General features: G+C 41.6%; 15 protein-coding genes and 1 riboswitch. Of the genes, 14 read left to right on the top strand and 1 reads right to left on the bottom strand.

The annotated features are described in order from the left end of the window. The first annotated feature begins 331 nt into the window (after positions 1 to 331). From ABJL82_RS09955 to ABJL82_RS09910, 10 genes are all read left to right on the top strand, one after another. Positions 332 to 1,000 carry a response regulator gene (locus ABJL82_RS09955; protein ID WP_347274578.1) on the top strand — a complete coding sequence of 223 codons (669 nt, stop codon included), beginning with the start codon at positions 332 to 334 and terminating at the stop codon, positions 998 to 1,000. Between the two features lie 24 nt (positions 1,001 to 1,024). Next, positions 1,025 to 2,104, top strand: coding sequence for a DUF362 domain-containing protein (locus tag ABJL82_RS09950; RefSeq protein WP_347274577.1), 1,080 nt, complete (start codon positions 1,025 to 1,027; stop codon positions 2,102 to 2,104). Between the two features lie 153 nt (positions 2,105 to 2,257). Next, positions 2,258 to 4,576 (top strand): DUF6599 family protein, encoded by a 2,319-nt coding sequence (locus ABJL82_RS09945; protein WP_347274576.1) that lies wholly within the window; start codon positions 2,258 to 2,260, stop codon positions 4,574 to 4,576. Between the two features lie 207 nt (positions 4,577 to 4,783). Next, a riboswitch (cyclic di-GMP riboswitch) is annotated at positions 4,784 to 4,940 on the top strand. A 71-nt stretch (positions 4,941 to 5,011) separates the two neighbouring features. Next, positions 5,012 to 5,695 carry a peptidoglycan recognition family protein gene (locus ABJL82_RS09940; RefSeq protein ID WP_347274575.1) on the top strand — a complete coding sequence of 228 codons (684 nt, stop codon included), beginning with the start codon at positions 5,012 to 5,014 and terminating at the stop codon, positions 5,693 to 5,695. Between the two features lie 36 nt (positions 5,696 to 5,731). Beyond that, the gene (locus tag ABJL82_RS09935; RefSeq protein ID WP_347274574.1) at positions 5,732 to 6,064 is read left to right on the top strand and encodes a hypothetical protein; all 333 of its coding nucleotides are present in this window, start codon (positions 5,732 to 5,734) and stop codon (positions 6,062 to 6,064) included. Between the two features lie 552 nt (positions 6,065 to 6,616). Further along, positions 6,617 to 8,677 carry a response regulator gene (locus tag ABJL82_RS09930; protein ID WP_347274573.1) on the top strand — a complete coding sequence of 687 codons (2,061 nt, stop codon included), beginning with the start codon at positions 6,617 to 6,619 and terminating at the stop codon, positions 8,675 to 8,677. Then, on the top strand, positions 8,674 to 9,066 hold the full coding sequence (locus tag ABJL82_RS09925) for a response regulator (protein ID WP_347274572.1): 393 nt from the start codon (positions 8,674 to 8,676) through the stop codon (positions 9,064 to 9,066). Before ABJL82_RS09930 ends, ABJL82_RS09925 begins: the two co-directional genes overlap by 4 nt. 118 nt (positions 9,067 to 9,184) lie before the next feature. After that, positions 9,185 to 11,524, top strand: a complete 2,340-nt coding sequence (locus ABJL82_RS09920) for an ATP-binding protein (protein WP_347274571.1) — start codon at positions 9,185 to 9,187, stop codon at positions 11,522 to 11,524. A 230-nt stretch (positions 11,525 to 11,754) separates the two neighbouring features. Next, a complete protein-coding gene (locus ABJL82_RS09915; RefSeq protein ID WP_347274570.1) occupies positions 11,755 to 13,350 on the top strand; it encodes a response regulator in 1,596 nt (531 codons plus the stop codon). 107 nt (positions 13,351 to 13,457) lie between these two features. Continuing rightward, positions 13,458 to 14,414: a diguanylate cyclase gene (locus tag ABJL82_RS09910; RefSeq protein WP_347274569.1), complete on the top strand. Its 957-nt coding sequence runs from the start codon at positions 13,458 to 13,460 to the stop codon at positions 14,412 to 14,414. 268 nt (positions 14,415 to 14,682) lie between these two features. Here ABJL82_RS09910 and ABJL82_RS09905 read toward each other — a convergent pair whose 3' ends face one another. Then, positions 14,683 to 15,912 carry a (Fe-S)-binding protein gene (locus ABJL82_RS09905; protein ID WP_347274568.1) on the bottom strand — a complete coding sequence of 410 codons (1,230 nt, stop codon included), beginning with the start codon at positions 15,910 to 15,912 and terminating at the stop codon, positions 14,683 to 14,685. 304 nt (positions 15,913 to 16,216) lie between these two features. Between ABJL82_RS09905 and ABJL82_RS09900 the strand changes: the two genes are divergently transcribed. The 4 genes from ABJL82_RS09900 (at position 16,217) to ABJL82_RS09885 (ending at position 20,798) form a co-directional block, all read left to right on the top strand. After that, positions 16,217 to 17,308 carry a formate/nitrite transporter family protein gene (locus tag ABJL82_RS09900; RefSeq protein ID WP_347274567.1) on the top strand — a complete coding sequence of 364 codons (1,092 nt, stop codon included), beginning with the start codon at positions 16,217 to 16,219 and terminating at the stop codon, positions 17,306 to 17,308. Positions 17,309 to 17,500: 192 nt separating this feature from the next. Beyond that, positions 17,501 to 18,415: a formate/nitrite transporter family protein gene (locus tag ABJL82_RS09895; protein ID WP_347274566.1), complete on the top strand. Its 915-nt coding sequence runs from the start codon at positions 17,501 to 17,503 to the stop codon at positions 18,413 to 18,415. Between the two features lie 394 nt (positions 18,416 to 18,809). Beyond that, on the top strand, positions 18,810 to 19,955 hold the full coding sequence (locus ABJL82_RS09890) for an MltA domain-containing protein (protein WP_347274565.1): 1,146 nt from the start codon (positions 18,810 to 18,812) through the stop codon (positions 19,953 to 19,955). A gap of 402 nt (positions 19,956 to 20,357) precedes the next feature. Further along, positions 20,358 to 20,798 (top strand): hypothetical protein, encoded by a 441-nt coding sequence (locus tag ABJL82_RS09885; RefSeq protein WP_347274564.1) that lies wholly within the window; start codon positions 20,358 to 20,360, stop codon positions 20,796 to 20,798. Positions 20,799 to 20,801: the final 3 nt, after the last annotated feature.

Raw genomic sequence — 20,801 nt, 5'->3', positions numbered from 1 at the left:
GTTTGTAACCAGAACCCATGAGTTTATGCGGATAATTGAGCCATGTACTACGGTAAAATTCCAATGTCCAAAGCACAAAATCCCTGTTTGTAATTTGGAATTTATTTGTCAGTTGTGTTGCCAATAGAAGGCTGGATTGAAAGTATAAAACGTTTGGTTCAGGTTACAAATCTGAACCCGCGACGGGTGCCACTGTTCGATAAATAGTACCTTAATATATGGATGTACGATTTACGATGTACGTTTTTTAAATCTAAAATCGTAAATATAAAATTGTGAAATAGTTTTGAATAATTATGTAACTAAGTATTACGAATTGAGGTGATTATACATGGATGGTAAATCTAACATTTTGGTGTTGGATGATGAGACAATAATAACAAATTTACTCCAGACGATCCTGGAAATGGCGAGTTATTCGGTGAAGGTGTTTAATGATTCTGAGAAGGCATTGGAATATTTTCTTAATAACCCTGATTATTTTCATATGGCGATAGTTGATTTCCAGATGCCAAAGCTGAATGGATTGGAATTTTTAAAAAGAGTGCGGAAGGTGAATTCTACGATACCTGTTATGATGCTGACCGCATACTCGAATCCGTTTTTGATAAATAACGCGGCGAATTTGAATATTTGCGAATACATTGTAAAACCTTTCAGGGATATAAAATCGTTTATTGCAACTGTGCAGAAAAACCTAGGACAGGAAAATGCACAGCAGCGACTGGAAAATTTCTACCAACAATTTCTTGAAATTACCGATCTGGTAATAAATGATCAGATACCTTTAGGGTATACATCCTCCGGTTTTATCATTAAAACATTGGAATTGAATCATTTTGACAAGAAAAGGCTGGATATTATGAAAAAAATTCAACCGCAGATGGATGAGCATATAAAATTTCTCGAAGCCCTGGAAAATTACACCACATTGAAACAAAACGAAGCTATCCGAAAATCTAACATCAGGAAATTTCAAACCGAGATGAAGGCGGTATGATTTCACTCCCGTACACAAGTTACGATGGACGATGGACGATTTAAAATCGTAAACCGTAAAAAGAGAAACCACAGATTTCACAGATTAAAAAAAAACCGTAAATCTAAAAAGATGAATAGCAAAGGGAAAATCAGCCGGAGGGGTTTTTTAAAGACAGGCATTGCCGTAGGCGCGGGAGTGTATGGACTTCCGTATCTTCGTGCAATAAAGAAGAAACCTACGCTGAAACAATTGAAGGAACATGATCTGAAGCCAGGGATAGTTGTGGTTCACGGAGATAGTGCAAACGCAAATGGAGAAGAGGTGGTTGTTAAAGAAATGGTAAGGCGTGCAATAAGCGCACTGGGAGGGATGCGTAAACTTGTTTCCAATGGCGACCGGGTACTTATCAAACCAAATATTGCATGGAACCAGGCGCCGGAATTTGCAGCCAATACAAACCCCTGCGTCGTTGCTGCGCTTGTTGCGTTATGTAAAGACGCAGGCGCCCGTTCGGTAATGGTTATAGACCATACATGTTCCGCAAACCCCGAAACATCCTACAATAGGAGCGGCATTGCTTCCGCCGCCATCAGGGCCGGTGCGAAGGTTTCATACATAAACAAAAACCGGTTCAGGGATTTTGTTATCCCGGACGGCACGGTTTTAAAACAGTGGTCATTTTACGAGGAAATGGTGTATAAGGACGAAGTCGACGTCCTCATTAATGTGCCCATAGCGAAACAACATGGCACATCAAGACTTTCTATGGCTTTGAAAAATGTCTTTGGCATGATCGGAGGAGACAGGGGAAGCCTGCATACCGATATACACCCAAAAATTGCAGATCTCAACAAATTTGTGAAAGTAGATCTTACCGTGCTTGACGCCTTCAGGATTTTAAAAAAGAACGGTCCCACTGGCGGGCGGCTGGATGATGTTGATAATTCGCAGGAACACGCAAGGCGCATCATTGTCAGCACGGACCCCGTTGCAGTTGACGCATATGGCGCAACATTGTTCGGCATTAAGCCAAAGGATGTGGGCTATATCAGGAAATCCCATGAAGAGGGATTAGGGGAAATCGATTATACATCAATAGGTTTTGAAGAATTTCACGTGTAATCAACGGCGATGCAGGACAAACACACACAAAACAATTGGCCTTTCCATTTCCGCAGGGTCATACAATACATTAGCTTCTCGGTATTCATTTATCTGCTGCTCTTTTTAGATCCTCTAACCGAAAGAGATGTACCGGCGAACATATTTCTTCGCATGAGTCCCCTTTCTGCTATAGGGGCAATGATGGCGGTAAGGGCGTTTATTTTCAACTACTGGCCTGCATTCATTGTCTTATTGCTAACGATACCCTTTGGGCGCTATTTCTGTGCGTGGATTTGCCCGCTGGGAACAACAATAGATATCACAGACCGTTTTTTTGCCGGCTTTCGAAAACATGCGCAAAGGAGGCTCTATGACGGAAGACGTCTGAAATACTATCTCCTTGCGTTTCTTTTATTAAGCCTGCTCCTGGGTCTGCAATGCGCCGGATGGTTTGATCCCATTTCCATCGCGACAAGCGTATTCGCAATGAGCATCCATCCTTATATTATCCATCTGGGCGATTCCCTTTTTGTTTATTTGGAACATATTCCCCTTTTGGGTTATTTATTTTCCTTTTTTCATGCCTTTTTCCAGAAAATCCTTTTTGCCTGGCATGCCCCTTTCTTCCGTTCACACGGAATCCTTTTGTTTGCCTTTGTGATCATCATTGCCTTTGGAATGGTGTTGCGGCGTTACTGGTGCAGGAATATTTGCCCGATGGGTGCGCTGTTTGCCCTTTTCTCCGACTGGTCATTCTTTAAACGGAATGTTTCGTCAACATGCACAAGCTGCGGTTTGTGTGTTGGAAAATGCGGTATGGGTGCAATAGAAAGCGATGGGAAAAGCACGAAAGAGGGAGAATGTATTTTATGTATGACTTGCAGGAATGTATGCCCGGAACAGAGCGTTACTTTTAAAAGGTTTCAGCCTTCTTTGCAAAAACACACTATCAGCCTTTCGAGGAGGGCATTTGTTGTAAGCGGGATTGCCGGAGCGGCTATCGCGCCTTTTTTGAAATTAAACTACCGGAAAAAAATAAACAAGGAAACCGTTTCCATAATTCGTCCGCCGGGCGCGGTGAATGAAAAAGAATTTATTGCCCGCTGCATACGGTGCGGGGAGTGTATGAAGGTTTGCAAAACGAACGGACTGCATCCTGTGTTATTGGAATATGGCATTGAAGGTATATGGACGCCGCAATTAATCCCCCGGATAGGATATTGTGATTATGGATGTGTGTTGTGCACACGGGTATGTCCGTCAGGGGCTATAAAACCTTTGCCGCTTGAAGAGAAACGGTGGGTCGCGTTAGGAAAGGCCAGGATAGACCATAACAGATGTATTCCCTGGGTGGGCTATTCACGCCTTCCTGAACTGAAGAAGGAATGGCAGGATTTTAATTGCGGTGTATGTGAAGAGGTGTGCCCCGTTCCGACAAAGGCGATCCATTTTAATACCTATGTGGACGAACAAGGCCGGGAAATTCGCAGGCCTTTTGTAAGAGAAGACGTTTGCGTAGGGTGCGGTTTCTGCGAAAAAGTCTGCCCCGTTTTAGGGACTTCCGCTATTGTCGTGGAAGGCATCCAGCCGCAAACTACGGTAAAAAAAGAAAGGTCTGTAAAAATAGTATCGTCCGGCAACTTTCTTCCCAAAACACTTGGAAAGTGGAAAAGGATTGCAGAACCGAGGATTTACGAAGGAGGCGAAAGATTATATGAATATATGAATGGAGGCGCGGAACTGTATTTAGCGTATTCGTTTATCCGGGTGACGAATGCGGAGTATGGAGATGATACAGGGAAGAGGATTTCCATAGATATTTGGGAATTTGAAACTGCGGAAGACGCATTCGGCGTCTTCACAAAAGACCGTGCGGGTATCGGGATATCATTAGGCAACAGGGCGTCTTTGTTTGAGAATTACTTGTTTGTATGGAATGATGTGTATTGCATAAGGGTAGCGCCATGGGAGGGCAGTATTTCTGGCGGAGAAATTACTTCTTTTGGCAAATCCATTATCGATTTAATGCCCTACAAAAAAGAAATCCTCCCCGATATAGTGCGTTATTTGCCGGAGGATTCTCTTGTAAAAGAAAGCCTGAAATTTTTTCACGAAAAGATCATTCTGGATAACATCTATATATCAGACAATTTTATTGAAGAAAATGTATTTCATTTAAGCAAACAGACGGACGCCCTTATCGCAGAATACAAAACGGGGGAAGAAGCCGCCCCTTTACTGCTACTGTTGATAAAATATCCCGACCGTGATGCTGCGTCAATCGCATTTGAAGCGGTGGTTAAGTTGTGGAGGTCATGGGGAGAAAAAGAGACGCACTCAAATGCCATCCATACCTTTCAAAACGAAAACGGATACTTTACCTCATGGTTGCAGGAAAAACATCTCCTGGCAGCAACATTTCTTTCCCCAAAAAAGGAAGAGGGTGAAGAATTGCTTCGGCGTGTTCTGCAAAATGGTAAAATTGAATAAGGGACTTGAGCAGTCGGTAATCTACATTCTACATTCTACAGTCGGCAGTCGGCAATCGGCAGTCGGTAAATTGCAGACTGAGGACTGAGGACTGAGGATTGCGCCTTGCGCCTGGAGCTATTTATTTGACGCCGAATTAATTATTGACAAAAAAATGAATGATTTTATAATGTACTCACTAAAACAATAGCTCTTTTTTATAGTAACTATTGATAAAGGCAAACCAGTCGTGAGGCTGGGACGCAAAGCAAAGAGTCTTTAACTTATTCAGCGGCGCACAAAGCGTAAAACAAAAAGTTCGCAGAAGAATGAAGAGAAAAATTTCGCGATACCGCTAAACAGTGAAGAAAGCCCTGCTACCGAATAAAAAACCGTATAACGTTTATTTTATTCCGTAGCAGGGCTTTTTTATTTATTACTATAGTGTGATTTAAAATGAATATACTGAGAAATCGTACCTACGAAAAGATTATTCAATATGTATCGTTAACAATGATTGTTGCGGCAGGAGGTATTCTTGGCGCCTTGCCTCTTCTTAGCAGCAGTTCTGCTGAGGTAAGAACGGTGATATCTGAAAACGATATGCTGAGAACAGCATTTGCACAAAAAATATCCCAAATTTGCGAGATAGATACAAAGGAAAGGCCGTGGCAATATATTGTTATACACCATAGCGCTTCAGAGAAAGGAAATGCAACCCGGTTTGATACCTATCATAGAGAAAAGAAAGGGTGGAAGTATGGATTGGCATATCACTTTGTGATTGGCAATGGAACTCTTTCTGGCGATGGAGAAGTAGAGGTAGGAAATCGCTGGAAGAACCAAATTCATGGCGCTCACACGGCAAATATGGATTGCAACCAGGTGGCGATAGGCATTTGCCTCGTGGGTGATTTTGAAAACGGCGGGAAACCTTCCGAGAACCAATTTGATTCGCTGGTCAGGTTGACCCGTTATCTTTCCTCGAAATATGACATCCCTTTGTCGAACATCATATTACATAGCCAGGTTCATCAAAAAGGAACTGCATGCCCCGGTAAAAATTTCCCCATGGCTGAATTTAAGACGAGTTTAATTCAGTTTGCCTCTAACGAAATATCCCCTTCACGAAAATCATAACCACAAAGCACACGAGGGTTAACCACAAAGGGAACAATGAATAAAAACGCCTTTTTTGTCTTAAGTGCCATCGCCTTCCTTATAATAACCATAGTTTTCTACCTAACCATAGACTCCTTACGTACACACCAGATACCTATTCGTAATAACCATATGGACTTTCAAAGACTTTTACATGGTGTGGGTATTGGAGCAACAACGAAACCTGCCTGGTGTTTTATTAATTTTGACCCACGAATAGACCCAAGATGTACTTGTATCGAATGGCCAATTCCGGGTGGATACTGTTATTGCCCCGACCATACCGGCACCGTTTCTTTTATCTCCGATACGATAGAAATGGGGGTGGCAGTGGAAATACTTAAATAGTTCCTTAAAAGTAAGAACACAAGTGCCCCGTGGTCCATACGATTTTTTCTTAATCTGTGCAATGACACTTTCAAATTGCAATACTTTCACACCCCATACTCCCCGTCCTTACGCTTTTTTAATCCGTGAAATCGTTCGACTGAGCTCACGACGAAGTCGGTGAAATCTGTGGTTCCCCCCTTTCGCATTTCGTGCATGTCCATATTAGGCTTCAGGATGAAATACGTCTGTTTGTAACAAAAAGTGGTTGATTATTGCTAAAAAATGGTTGCCACTTGTCCTGACATAATGGTAAAAAATAAACTCTCCATCAATTTTTTACCACTTGTAATACAAGATTTTAGGTGCTTATACGAAACCGCCTTTCTCTAATATATGGTTTATTAATAAATTAAGCGGTACAATTATTGCCCTATTATTCTATTATCTATAAATTGTTAAGTATTTATAATGTACGAAGTACGATTTACGAAGTACGATTTGGGATTTGGGATTTAAATCGTAATTCGTAATTCGTAATTCGTAAATCCCAAATCGTAACAGGAGTTAATTATGGTCATTGCCGTGAAGAAAATAGTAATTATTCGTAGTAAAGAAGAGGGAATTGCAGAAGACTCGTTGCCGCATGCTTTGGAAAGAGAGGGATACACGGCGATGTTTGCATTATATGGAAAAGAAGGCGTTGAGGCATTGCCGGATGAACCTTTTGATGCAATTATTATGGATACAAAAATACTCCTCATTGAAAGCATAAAGATAATCATGGATGCAAGGAGACTCAATCCGGAGGTGGTTGTTATCCTTGCTACAAACCATTCAGATATCGACTCCATAACCGAGGCGCGTAAGGGACTTGGTTTTGATTACGTAATAAATTCACCCGAACCAAAAGCAATTATGAGCTGCCTCCATGCCTCTGCAAAACAGCGCCAGATTGTCCGGGGTCTGGAGATACTGAACAAAACTCCCAGAATCCTCATAGTCGATGACGAAACCATGATAACGAACCTCTTTGAAATAAGTTTAAATGATGAAGGATTTCATGCAGAGACTGCCAATTGCGGCAGGGATGCATTAGAGATGTTCAAACGATGCGACTATGATGTTGTGGTCACCGATATAATGATGCCTGATATAAGCGGGGTAAACCTGGTTGGAGAAATCAAAAAGATAAAACCTGAGACAGTTGTCATCGTAATTACCGGCTATCCGTCCGTAGATACCGCCACTGAATTTATACGGCTTGGTGCCCATGACTACCTCGCAAAACCGCTCAATCCCGATGCCATTATCAGCGTCATTGGCAAGGCGTGGAATAAACGTTTGCTCGAACTTCAGAGAGAAGAACTGTTGGGGCAGCTTCAAAGCGCCAATTATCTTTTATCAGAAACAAATCAGAGATGTTTGGAAGCGGCGGAAGAGCAGAAAAAATTACAGGAACAATTGTACCATGCGCAAAGGCTGGAATCGGTTGGGCAGCTTGCCGGTGGCGTTGCCCATGATTTTAATAACATCATTATGGCAATCGTAGGATACGCAAGTGTGATGCAATTGGAGATAGCGGAAAATGACAAACTGCAGCAATACCTCTCAAAAATACTCATTGCCACGGAAAGGGCGGAAAAATTAACCGGCGGCCTTCTCGCCTTCAGCAGAAAACAGGTGCTGCATTTACAACCGGTCAGCACGAATGCCATTATAAAGGACGCAGTGTCATTGCTGGAGGTAATGATCGGCAAGGACATTGAAATAAGGACTCTTTTTTCAAAAAAAGAATGTTTTACTACGGCAGACAGTTATCAGATTGTGCAAGTCCTGGTCAATCTCTCCACAAACGCCAGGGACGCGATGCCTGACGGCGGGATATTAACGATAGGCACAGGGGAGGTGGAGCTGGATGATTCGTTTGTAAAAATACATGATTACGGACAACCCGGCAAATACGCCCACCTGTTTGTCTCAGATACCGGCACAGGTATGGACAAAATAACAAGGGAGAGGATATTCGAACCTTTTTTTACTACGAAGGAAACAGGGAAGGGGACAGGTCTTGGCCTTGCAATCGCCTATGGAATTGTAAAACAGCACAATGGATTTATAAATGTTTACAGTGAACCCGGAAGAGGCACAACGTTTAACATCTATTTACCTCTCTTTATCAAAGAGCCTTTAACGGCGAATGCAGATTCTCAGGAGACTTCCGATACCGTCGTATGTAAAAAGAGAAAATCTTTTCCGGGCGGCGAAGAAGAAATACTCCTTGCTGAGGATGACGAAGATATCCGGATGCTCATGGAAAATGTACTTAAAAGTAACGGATACCGGGTGATAGCTGCCGTAAACGGAGAAGATGCAGTAAACAAATTTACAGAGCATAAAGATACGGTTCAACTGCTTTTATTTGACGTAATAATGCCAAAGACAAACGGGATGGAGGCATACAGGAAGATACAGGACATGAGTCCTGATATAAAGGCCATTTTTATGAGCGGGTATAGCAAAGACATTATTCAGAAGGAAAGCGTTTCTCTGGATGACACATTTTATTTTATCTCCAAGCCCATTTCTCCAAATGTGCTTCTGGAAAAGATCAGAGAGGTATTGAGTACATGAAACAAATACTTATCGTAGATGATGACGCTCAAATCCGTGAATGTATAAAATTGTTTTTGGAAAAACAAGGATTTCGGGTATTTGACGCCCCAAACGGCGTTAAAGCAATAGAATTATGTAAATTAGCCAGGTTTGACCTGATAATTGCGGATATTTACATGCCGGGAATGGATGGCATACAATTCATTGAAGAATTACAGAAATTCTCACCTGACATTAAGGTTATCGCAATTTCCGGCGGCGAAAGGGGCCATTTCTTTACGTCAAATATGCCATTACATTCAGCGATGCACAGGGGCGCATTCTGCTCCCTGAGTAAACCTTTTAAAATGGCGGAACTACTGCATGCCGTAAAAGAAATTCTTGCCCTGGTTGATAAAGCAGTTTAGCCGTGTAGGATGGCAATGTTCACCTTACTGTTACTTAATGCTCAATATTCAATATTCAATAATCAATTTTCAAAGTTTTTTGAACCCCAGTTGTGGCTTGGGAACTAGGTAAAATGCCATGCATATTTTCAAAACCTTAAAACAAAAACTTATCTTCTATCTCGTCCTGTGCACGTTTTTACCTGCCGCGGCAATCTTTTTTTCCATTACTTATATGGGAACGAAGATTATGAAGAACCAGGTATCGGGCGAACTTTATGACGTGGCAATCCTGCTGGAGGCACACGTAAAACAGTTTCTCAATAATAAAAAACAGGCGGTAACCCTGTTGGCATCTGATGGTTATATCAGGAAAGAACTTGAAGCATTCAACAATAATATTCAGCCTTTAAAATCCAGACAGATTGAATTATGCAGATATCTTTACGACAGAAGCAAGTTGTTTGATGGGCTGTGGTCTGCGGTACTACTGGATAAAAACGGGATTGTAATGGCGTCCAGCAACAATATGCATCTGGACGAAAACTGGTCTGACCGGCCGTATTATAACCGGTATAAAGCGGAAAAATACGGACAATTTGTCAGCGACGCCTATTTTTCCGAAGAGTATCAGCACGGCTTCATTGATTTTGCCGCCCCTGTAACAGACGGGAAAGACAGCGGCGGGTTTCTTGGCGTGGTAATAATGAAATTTGACAAATCTGAACTGGACAAATTGACTACCGGAGAGGCGATTGCATCCCGCGATGCCATTGTATCCGCAAGTAAAGATGATAAACAAAAGACAGACCTGAAAAATATTATCAGAAAGGGCACTACGCGCGAGGCATATTTGGTCAATAAGGACAAACGCATGATTACTGCGTCCAGGTTTTTAAAGGACACCTTTTTGAAGCTACCCGTAGATACCGAAGCAGTCAATTACTCCCTAAGCAAAAAAAAAGCTTTTTCCGGCGCCTACAATGACTACCGCAACAAACCGGTGATGGGGCTTTCCAGGTTTATTGGAGAACCGGGCTGGGCGCTTCTCGTGGAAACCGATCTGAGCGAAGCTCTTATCCCCGTGAAAAAGGTACGGTATGTGGCGCTAATCGCAATCGGAAGCGGGCTGGGATGTCTGGTAATATTAACGGCAACCTTCAGAACAGTTAAGCATATCATTCTTATCGAAGACGCCATTAAAAATATCTCCAAAGGCGATTTGCATGTGGAATATGATTTTCAATCGGATGAATTAGGCAGCCGATTATCCGATTCATTCAATGAAATGACCGCCGCCCTTAAAAACTCCAAAGAGATATTAAGAAACCTCTTCGATGCGGCCAACGATCCCATGTTTCTTATTAAAGAAGGTGAACAAATAGAGGATATAAACAAACGCGTGACAGAGATATTTGGGTATAAGAAGGAATCTTTGATAGGAAACAGCTTCACTACTATATTAACCACGCAGCATATTCCCATAGTTAAACAGGCAATTTCGGCTACATGGAGTCTTTCTCCCGGGCAGAAGTATCCTACATTTGACGTCGCCGTAGTTACGCGTGACAACAGGGAACTGATTTGTGAACTCGATATAAACAGGACTGATTACGGCATCCAGCCCCATTTCAGGGATGTTACGGAGGCAAGAAGGCTTGGAAAGAGGCTGGAAGAAAAAAACAAGGAACTTGAAGGCACATTAAAAGAACTGAAGGAGACGCAGGCGCAACTGGTGCAGTCCGGAAAACTTGCGGGGATAGGAGAGCTGGCAAGCGGCGTTGCTCATGAAATTAACAACCCCCTTACTGCAGTTATGGGACATTCCTTAAGGCTTTTGAGAAAGGCAGAAAACAATGAGGCGTTAAAAACCATGAAGGAATTGGACCCCTTCCGTACAGAGCTGAAGATTATCGCCGACGCATCGGCAAGGTGTAAAAGGATTACCGACGGCCTGTTGAGATTTTCAAGAATGTCGCCTGAATTAAAAGTCAGCAGCATTAGCATAAATGATGTTATTGCCGATACACTCGTGTTGATAGAATACAACTTAAAGCAAAAAAATATACAGCTTGTCAAACGATTGGAAGATGGTTCAAAATACATAAAAGGCGATCATAACCAGTTGCAGCAGGTCTTTACCAATATGATAAGCAATGCAATGCATGCTATGCCGGACGGAGGGAGCCTTACTATAGCAGCCATAGAAATCGATAGCCCGCAGCCGCCGATAAAATCCGGAAGGGTACAGGCGGATAAATATATTGAAATAGAGTTTACCGACACAGGATGCGGCATAGATAAGGAGCATATTTCAAGGATATTTGACCCGTTTTTTACGACAAAGGAGCCTGGGAAGGGCACGGGACTGGGGTTGTCTATCAGCTACAGCATTATAAAAGACCACGGCGGCCGGATTGATGTAAAAAGCATTTTAGGAGAAGGCACAACATTTTTAATCACACTCCCGGCGGGTTGAGGGATATGTAGTCTTATGTAGGGTGGGCACTGCCCACCAATAATTTAATAATCAATAATCAATAATCAATGTTCAATGTTCAATGTTCAATGTAAAAGAATAAAGGCAAAAGAGTGCCAACTTGAGAATTGAATATTGAGCATTGAATATTGAATATTTTTCTTATTGCGTAGCATGGTAGAGACGCATTGCATGCGTCTCTACAGATGGTTTGAACAAAGGGTTTAAACATGGATAACAACGTTATTAAAAGAAAAATCCTGATTGTGGACGACGAGGAGGCGATAAGGAACCTCCTGCGGCTTACCCTGGAAGACGAAGGGTTTGACGTCCAGGTAGCATTAAACGGAAGGGATGCAATCGAAAAATTAAGGGCGGAATATTTCGAAGTACTCCTTACGGATATAAAAATGCCCATTATGGACGGCATTGAGCTGCTTAAGACAGCCAGGGTGTTAAATCCAGAAATTGCCGCTATTTTAATAACCGGATTTCCCAGTATTGAAACGGTGAGGGAGGCGCACAGGTCTCTTGCGTTTGATTATATTATAAAACCATTTGATCCGAATACTGTGCTGAACTGCATCAATGCGGCATTATCTAGGCGCACTATTTCGCTGGATCTGGAGAAATCTGTCCACAAACCAAAGATACTGGTGGTTGATGACGAACCCATGATAACGAACCTGTTTGAAGCAAGTTTCCGGGAAGAGGGATATTTAACGGAGATTGCTGATAATGGGAAAAAAGCGATGGAAAGATTCCTGTATGGCGATTTTGATGTGGTAATAACGGACGTCAATATGCCGGAGATGGATGGCCGCTCATTGCTGGACAATCTTAAATCCGTCAAGCCTGACGTTATTGTCATTGTGATTACAGGCTATCCGTCTGTGGATTCTGCAATTGAATCAATGCGGCTTGGCGCCTATGACTACATAACGAAACCCATTGATCCTGATGTGGTGATCAATGTAATAAAACGGGCATGGGACAAACAATCGCTGGAGATGCAGAAAGCTGATTTACTAAAACGGCTCCAGGAGGCAAACCTGCATCTGACAGAGGCAAACGAAAGTCTCAAGGAACTTGACCGGTTAAAGAGTCATTTTATTTCAACGGTGTCCCATGAACTCAGAACGCCCATCACATCAATAAAAGGATCCATTGGTTTAATATTAAACAATACCATTGGCAGCGTTGATGATGATACAAAAGAACTGCTCAACATCTGTTATAAAAATACGGACAGGCTTATACGGTTGATCAACAACCTCCTGGACATTCAAAAGATAGAGGCCGGGCGGTTTGAACTTAACAGGGAGTATATAGACGTCAGAAGATTGGCGGAAGAGTGTGCAGCTGCCCTTAAACCTTTTGCCATGGAGTTTAATGTGGCCCTCTGCAAAGAATTGCCGGATAGTAAGATAATTGTCTTTGCGGATAAAGACAGAATATCGCAGGTGATTTATAATCTCATTTCAAACGGCGTCAAATTTTCTAAAGGCGGCAGAGTTGTCATCACCGTAGGGAATGCTGAACAAGAGGTGCATGTTATGGTCTCCGACACGGGACCCGGCATACCCCAAGACAAATTTGATGAAATATTCGGAAGATTTAATCTGGTGAAAACAGTATCTGATACCACCGTAAAAGGCACCGGGCTGGGGCTCTCCATATGTAAGGCTATTATTGAGGAACATAGGGGGAAAATATGGGTAGAAAGCCCCCCGGGCAAAGGAAGTATCTTTCATTTTATCCTGCCAAAAGGCCAAGAGAAAAAACGAATATCGAACAAGGAATGTAGAATGTCGAAGGAGTTGTAGAGACAGGTTTTAAACCTGTTTCTATGGGAATCAATGGCGAAAGTGACAATATAAAACGTGGGGTTCAAGTTACAAACTTGAACCCGCGGAAGGAAACGGATAAAAAAATGGAATCTCAATCTGCTAACAAGAAGACCTCGGTCTTAGTGGTCGATGACGACCCTGATATAAGAAAAATCCTGAATTATGCATTGAGGGGAGGCGGTTTTGGTGTGATAGAGGCCTTTGATGGTGCGGATGCGTTTAAGAAGTTCCATGAAGAGGATGTGGACATTATCATATCCGATATCATGATGCCGGGGATAAACGGACTGGAACTTTGCAAGATGATAAAAAACGAAGAAACACCCAAAAAGGTGTATTTCATCCTTTTAAGTGCAAAAGGCGAATCAAATGACAAGGTTGTCGGGTTGGAATTAGGTGCGGATGAATACATTCCAAAACCATTTGAACTTCAGGAAGTGGTGGCACGTGTAAAGACAGGCGAGCGTATTATAAAATTGCAATACACGCTGGAAAACAGCGCAAGGTATTATGAGGCGCTTGCGTTTACCGATGAACTGACAAAGCTGTATAACCGCAGGTTTTTCAATGAAATTTTACGTAAAGAATTTGCAAATGCAAAGAGGTACCGGCATCCGCTTTCAATAATCCTGCTGGATATAGACCGTTTTAAATTGTTTAATGATAAATACGGCCATCCGACGGGCGACGTTGTTTTACAAACAGTCGCAGGCGTTTTAAAAGGAACTATAAAGAGGGAATGCGATATCGTAGCGCGGTACGGCGGCGAAGAATTTTCTATCATATTAACTAATACAGAAAAAAATTCTTCCATCGAGCTGGCGGAAATGGTTCGGGTAGCGGTAGAAAACACAAAAGCAGACACCGATTATGGCAAGCTCTCGGTTACCATTAGTCTGGGTGTAGGGATAATGGAAGAAACCTTCTCCGTGAATACCCCGGATGAACTATTTGCGCAGGCAGACGAAGCCCTCCTTATGGCGAAGCAAACCGGCAGAAACAAGGTGTGCTGCTATGGTCAAGAGACTGACAAATTATAATGTATCAACACACAATTAATTGTGAAATCCGAAATACGAAACACGAAATCCGAAGCAAATTCTAATGACAAAATGATTTGAAATTCTAAACAAATGCCTTTTTCGTATCGCGCATTTCGTGCTTCATATTGTTGCCTGCCTGTACGTGATCGCACGCAGAAATGGATGTTTTGGGTTTATTTTGAATTTTATGCTTTGTTCTTCGGATTTGTTTCGGATTTTGCACTTCGAATTTCGTATTTTTTATTTCTTGTCTGTGGCTGAATAGTTAAGGATTTTTCAGCAATGCATCACGCAACACCTGTATTGTGTGTGTGCAGGAGACCTTTGACCCTTTTGCGGCAAGTATATCCTCAATTTGCATACGGCAGCCCGGGCAGCCTGTCGCAACGACCTCTGCCTTGCTATTTTCAATAGCCTTTGCCTTGTATTCGGCAATCTTCATTGACAGATCGTAGTGCAACAGATTAAAGACGCCACCACCCCCGCAGCACCGTTCCGGAGTATCCATTTCATGGAAATCGGCGGACAACTTCAGGATGTTTCTGGGCTGTTTTGAAATATTTTGTCCCCAGTAAAGATGACAGGGGTCGTGGTAGGTAATTTTAGTTTTTAGCGGCTTGGTAGTGTACGGTAAATATTTTTCAATAAACTCAGATACGTCGTACAGTTTCTCTGCAAAAATCTGGCAAGGGTCGTTCAATGTGTGTGAATAGTCCTTCCGTAATGCCCTGCCGCAGGTGGCGCATGCGGTGACAATATAATCCAGATTTTCGCTTTCAAATACACGGCTATTTATCTCTGCAAGTTTACGCGCTGTCCTGAAGTCTCCCAATGAATTTGCTGGAATACCGCAGCACAACTGTTCTTTTGGCACAATTACTTCCACGCCAAGGTGGGTAAGTGTTTCAACAACCGCATCGGCGATGTCTGGATAAACATAATTGGTGAGGCATCCTACAAAAAACCCCACCCGCATTTTTGCAGTGTTTGTTTTTGCCCGATAGGAATGCCATTTGTCCAGCGCGGGTTTCTTTGCCAATGGGGGAATCCATCTTCCTCCCATAAGTGCAAAGGGGAGGTGCCTCATGGCGCCGCGTTGTTTTAACGGTATGATACGCTGAAAAATACTTGCGGTTTTTAAGAAAAAATTAAAAAGCCACCTGCGGGTTAAAACGACTCTGAAAATAATTCGGGGAATAAACCATATCCCAATGTGATTTGCCATGTCATTCAGCATCGTTTGTATGATTAAATCATAATCAACATTTGAAGGGCAGATGCTGGAACACCGAAAGCATTTTTTGCAGGATAGCAAATAATCTCTTAACCGTTCCGTATAAAAAATCTCACCATTCCTGATTGCCTCAGCAAGACTGATGCGCCCCCGCGCAACCATTGATTCCTCTCCGGTTTCTAAAAAAACCGGGCATATGGAGCGGCATTTCCCGCATTTCGCGCATTTGTCAATTTCAGTTTTGAAGGCGTTGTTGTCCATGGTTATTCAAAAAAAGGGGAGACGCTTATATCGCCTCCCCTTTTGCAGACCCTGTTGTATTAAAAACAATACGATGCTGTTGCCAATAGTATAAATCATAATTGTTCATATGCAATCAATTATAAAAAACAGGCATTAGCACTACTGCGACATTTTATTCTTACGCCGCAAATACAGTATAGGTAAATTATTTAATATTTATAAATTTTTGTAGAATTCTGTAAAAATCATGTTAAACTTGCACTTGTCGTGGGAAAAGTATTTTTATTGTCTAAACATTTCTTAAACAGAGAGGAGGCAATTTGTGTCTGACCATGCAAAAAATGATATGAATGAGGAGCATTGTGAAAATATGAACAAATCTGAATCCATCCCGAATGACACGGAACGTCAAAACAACAATGCAAATGAGCATCACGAAACAAATCCTGATGAAAACAAACCTGTGTTTGAAAAAGAGGAACAGCAGAAAGGGGTAAATAATGTATACGGAATTCCTGTAATTGAGATTGACGCTTATGCGCCAATCAAGATGGCTGACAGGGTGGGACAGGTTGGAATCGCAAAAACACAGATGAGCACGCTCACTACGCTTGCCCTGAGCATTTTGGCAGGTGTTTTTATTGCATTGGGGGCGCAGTTATCGATGCTGGTGACCCATTCTGCAACCTCAAACCTTGGCATGAATCAGTTATTGGGAGGCGTAGCCTTTACCCTTGCGCTTGTGCTTATTGTCATTGCAGGAGCGGAGCTTTTTACCGGTAATTGCCTTATTGCGATGTCATATATGGCTGGCAAGATTACCGGCAGAGACCTCACCAGGAATTTGATTATTGCATTTATTGGCAATTTTATTGGGGCGTTAACGCTCGTATTGTGGATATATAATTCCGGGCAATGGGCTTTTAGCAATTATCTCCTGGGAGCAAAGATTGTGCTTGCAGCAAACGAAAAGGTAAACCTGCCATTTGGCGTCGCTTTTTTCAGAGGCCTTCTCTGTAATATGCTGGTTTGCCTGGCTATCTGGTTATGTTACAGCGGGAGAAGCAATATGGATAAGATATTGTCACTGTTGTGGCCCATATCCTGCCTTATTGCCTGCGGGTTTGAACATTGTGTAGTGAATATGTGGCTTGTACCGATGGGTATCGTTCTTAAAGGAAATAGTTCCGTCCTGGCAGCCATAATGGAGGTTCAGGGCAGGGTGGATCTTTCAAACCTTACGTTTTTTAAGGGATTTATGGTTGACAATCTGATGCCGGTGGTTTTAGGAAATTTGGTGGGAGGCATGGTCCTGGTTGCAGGAATGTACTGGTATATTTATTTGCGTCTGACGTCAAAAAAAGAGAACAGAATTAGTTTAAAACGTATTATGGATTATATTTTAAAAACCTAAATATATTAGAGTTACGATTTCGGATTTTAAATAGTAAATAGAGAAACCACAGATTACACAGATTAAAAAAAACGTACTTCATACTTCGTAACAGTCTAATTTCCGGTAGGCGATGCCTGCTCTAAATGGCGGTTACAGACATTTAGTCAAAAAATAAGTTAATTACCCGATAGTTAAGGAAGGAGGCAAAAGGTGACAGAAAGTAAAATTGCAAAACATGTTAAACTAATAGATATTGACGCCTATTCGCCGCCGCAAATTGCGGACAAAATTGACAAGATTGCTTTGGTAAAAGCAAAATTGAGTATCGCCCAGACTTTTGCCCTGGGGGTTTTGGCAGGGCTTTATATCGGGATTGGTGCACAATTTGCCACTTTAGTAATAAGCGATTCTACTTTACATTTTGGCATTACTTCAATAATTGCAGGAGTAGTGTTTTCTCTCGGTCTTATGCTTGTTGTTATTGGAGGCGCAGAGCTCTTTACCGGCAACTGTCTTATTATCATGGGATATGTCAGCAAGAGGGTAACTACGATAGAAGTGGCCAATAACTGGACAGTATCCTTTTCCGGCAATTTTGTGGGGAGTTTATTGATGGTATTCCTGATGTACAATACCCATCAATGGGAATTTTTTAACCATATGGTTGGTGCAAAGGCCTTGCTTATTGCAAATACAAAGGTGAATTTGTCTTTTAAATTTGCATTGGCGCGGGGTGTACTTTGCAATGCTATGGTATGCCTTGCTGTCTGGCTCTGTTTTAGCGGGAGGAGTTCTGCTGATAAGATATTATCGATTCTCTTTCCCATAGGGGGTTTTGTTGCCAGCGGTTTTGAACACTGTGTTGCAAATATGTATTTTATCCCGATGGGTATTTTCTTGTCAAAGCAACCGGTAGTTGTTGCTGCTGCTGAAAAGATGGCGGGAAAGCCCATAGACCTTTCACTTTTAACGTGGAAGGGATTTTTTGTGAATAACCTTATACCGGTTACCCTTGGGAATATTGTGGGCGGGGTTATTCTGGTGGGTATCATGTTTTGGTTTGTTTATCTGCGTCCTGTTATCAAAATAAATTTTAATGTCAAACAGGATTTTTTCGACAAATAGAAGCGCTTCAAAAGATACCATTTTGTCCAATATTTCCTTTGATTATCTTTTATAGTCATATAGAATACTTGTCTGTTGGAAAATGGTGGAGGAGCTTTTATCGATAAAAAATTGTAATAGATCCCATGGTGTGTAGAACAACCCCCTCAATTCCCATAAGTGCTAAGTTGTTTTTGATATTTTTTTACGTGGAGTCCAAATCGAAGTCGGCAGTCTACAATCTACCGTAGGCAAATTGCAGACTGTGGACTGTGGATTGCTGACTGAACAGTTGGCAGTCGAATATCGAACAAGGAATATGGAATAATTGAGAGAATCAACTTGCAATCGGAATGAACTGTTACTAAAAATTTAATTTGACATATTATTATTTTGAAGAAAAGGGAAATTCATTATGAAATGGCGCCTGAATCATTTTTACACCGGCATTGTAATTGTCCTTGTATTAACAGGGGTTAATTTTGGTTGTGCGACGCAGAAAAGAGCGTTGCTTATTCCGGAAGAATCCGGCAGCGGCCTGGTGGAAATCAAAGACCCAAGGCAATTTCCTTATTTCAGGGACGATTATGATAAAAACTCTCTTTTACTGTCGATAGACCATAGCCTCAGGTATTTTGCCATGTCAAAATCCAATAAATATGGATTTCGTATGAAGGATTTTTCTCATGAAAAACTGAAGGAAACCCTGGAATATTTTCGCAATGGTGTTGTACATTGTAACAATGACGCAGAACTTAATGCGTTTATAGCGGAACATTTCAGAGTCTTTCAGGCAGTTGGCAAGAAATTTTACGGGCAAGTGCACTATACTGGCTATGGGACGCCAATTTATCAGGGGAGTCTTACCGCGGATAGTGAATTTAAATATCCTCTTTACAAAAAACCTGCTGATTTCAGAAAACCCTACTTTAAAAGAGAAGAGATTCAGGAAAATAATCTCTTAAAAGGAAATGAGATTGTCTATCTTAAATCGAAATTGGACGCCTACCTTATCCATGTTCAGGGATCAGCGCAAATTGATCTTATATCGGGCAATAAGCTTTATATAGGATATGCCGCTGATTCCGGACATGAATACACCAGTATCGGTCAGCAGTTGATTTTAGATGGAAAAATACCCGAAGAAGAACTAACGCTATCTGAACTCATAAGTTATTTCGACCGGCATCCCGGCGAGCTGGATTTTTATATTAATAAAAATGACCGTTTTATTTTCTTTGAAGTGGTAAATCATGCAGTGCCTCATGGGTGTATTGGCGTGCCTGTTACCCCAATGAGGAGTATTGCTACGGATAAGAAACTGTTTCCTGCCGGCGGTTTGGCATTTGTAGTCTTAGAATCGAGGAAGGCAAAAAAAACGGGCTGGTTTACTAAAAAAAATGTGGTGGAAAAGCTTTTTTTTGTGTCGGACCAGGATACAGGAAGCGCCATACAGACTGCTGCCCGGGCGGATATTTATTTTGGAATCGGGGAGCGGGCAATGTCGGATGCGGGTAGTTTGAATACCTACGGAAGGCTTTATTATTTATTAAAACGTTGAGTTCCTTAGCATTTGATAGTAAGCAGTCGGCAAATTGCCGATTGAGGATTGAGGATTGAAGAATCATAGGAATTCTCACTTTGGTAGAAATGACAATTACAGGTATATTAAATTCTTCGTAACAATTTAGATTTTTGGAAAAACACCGCGAAAAGCACTGTTTAGAACCTTTTTGAAAATTAATGTTCAATGTTCAATGTTCAATGTTCAATGTAAAAGAATAGAGACAAATGAGCAATAATTTGAGAATTGAACATTGAACATTGAATATTGAACATTTTTCCCGACAATTTTTCTATGTCCCTTAGTGCTACAAATGAATGTCCTTGACAACCTTTACCCCTTGTGTTAACATTTTGCCTGTGCCTTGGTGAGTTATAATTTATTGTGGGGTATGGTTTTATGGAAATTCCTGAACAGTATAAATATTCTGTGGATCATGGATGGTTTTTGGGTAACAAAAAATCAATTACCTTTGGTCTCACAGATTTTTTTATTAAAGATTTGGGCAAGCTTTTATTTTTAGACCTTCCGCGGTCGGGAGATGAAATTCTCTCGGGGATATCTTTTGGGGAAATAGAATCCCTGGATAATTTGATAGATATTATACTCCCCATAAATGCTGAGGTAGTTGCTGTTAACGAGCGTTTGTATGAAGATTTGGAAATATTGAGCAATGATCCTTACGTTCGTGGTTGGTTGATAAAGTTTAGGACAGAAGATGTTCACATTTTTGATGAGTTGTTAAATGCACGGGAATATGCCGAAAGCATTCGTAAGTATAAGGGATTTTCCAAACAAAAACTCCAGAGAACAATTAAAGAAAAGAAGAGCAAAAAATAACCT

The organism is Candidatus Kuenenia sp., assembly GCF_039794105.1.
In the GTDB taxonomy this organism is placed as follows: domain Bacteria; phylum Planctomycetota; class Brocadiia; order Brocadiales; family Brocadiaceae; genus Kuenenia.
Note: the sequence above shows the minus strand (reverse complement) of the source record. Positions and strands in the feature narration are given on the sequence as shown.

Excerpts from the sequence above, each read along its gene's own strand:
- ABJL82_RS09955 (WP_347274578.1), top strand. The coding sequence starts at position 332 with ATGGATGGTAAATCTAACATTTTGGTGTTGGATGATGAGACAATAATA.
- ABJL82_RS09950 (WP_347274577.1), top strand. The coding sequence starts at position 1,025 with ATGGACGATGGACGATTTAAAATCGTAAACCGTAAAAAGAGAAACCAC.
- ABJL82_RS09945 (WP_347274576.1), top strand. The coding sequence starts at position 2,258 with ATGAGTCCCCTTTCTGCTATAGGGGCAATGATGGCGGTAAGGGCGTTT.
- ABJL82_RS09940 (WP_347274575.1), top strand. The coding sequence starts at position 5,012 with ATGAATATACTGAGAAATCGTACCTACGAAAAGATTATTCAATATGTA.
- ABJL82_RS09935 (WP_347274574.1), top strand. The coding sequence starts at position 5,732 with ATGAATAAAAACGCCTTTTTTGTCTTAAGTGCCATCGCCTTCCTTATA.
- ABJL82_RS09930 (WP_347274573.1), top strand. The coding sequence starts at position 6,617 with ATGGTCATTGCCGTGAAGAAAATAGTAATTATTCGTAGTAAAGAAGAG.
- ABJL82_RS09925 (WP_347274572.1), top strand. The coding sequence starts at position 8,674 with ATGAAACAAATACTTATCGTAGATGATGACGCTCAAATCCGTGAATGT.
- ABJL82_RS09920 (WP_347274571.1), top strand. The coding sequence starts at position 9,185 with ATGCATATTTTCAAAACCTTAAAACAAAAACTTATCTTCTATCTCGTC.
- ABJL82_RS09915 (WP_347274570.1), top strand. The coding sequence starts at position 11,755 with ATGGATAACAACGTTATTAAAAGAAAAATCCTGATTGTGGACGACGAG.
- ABJL82_RS09910 (WP_347274569.1), top strand. The coding sequence starts at position 13,458 with ATGGAATCTCAATCTGCTAACAAGAAGACCTCGGTCTTAGTGGTCGAT.
- ABJL82_RS09905 (WP_347274568.1), bottom strand. The coding sequence starts at position 15,912 with ATGGACAACAACGCCTTCAAAACTGAAATTGACAAATGCGCGAAATGC.
- ABJL82_RS09890 (WP_347274565.1), top strand. The coding sequence starts at position 18,810 with ATGAAATGGCGCCTGAATCATTTTTACACCGGCATTGTAATTGTCCTT.
- ABJL82_RS09885 (WP_347274564.1), top strand. The coding sequence starts at position 20,358 with ATGGAAATTCCTGAACAGTATAAATATTCTGTGGATCATGGATGGTTT.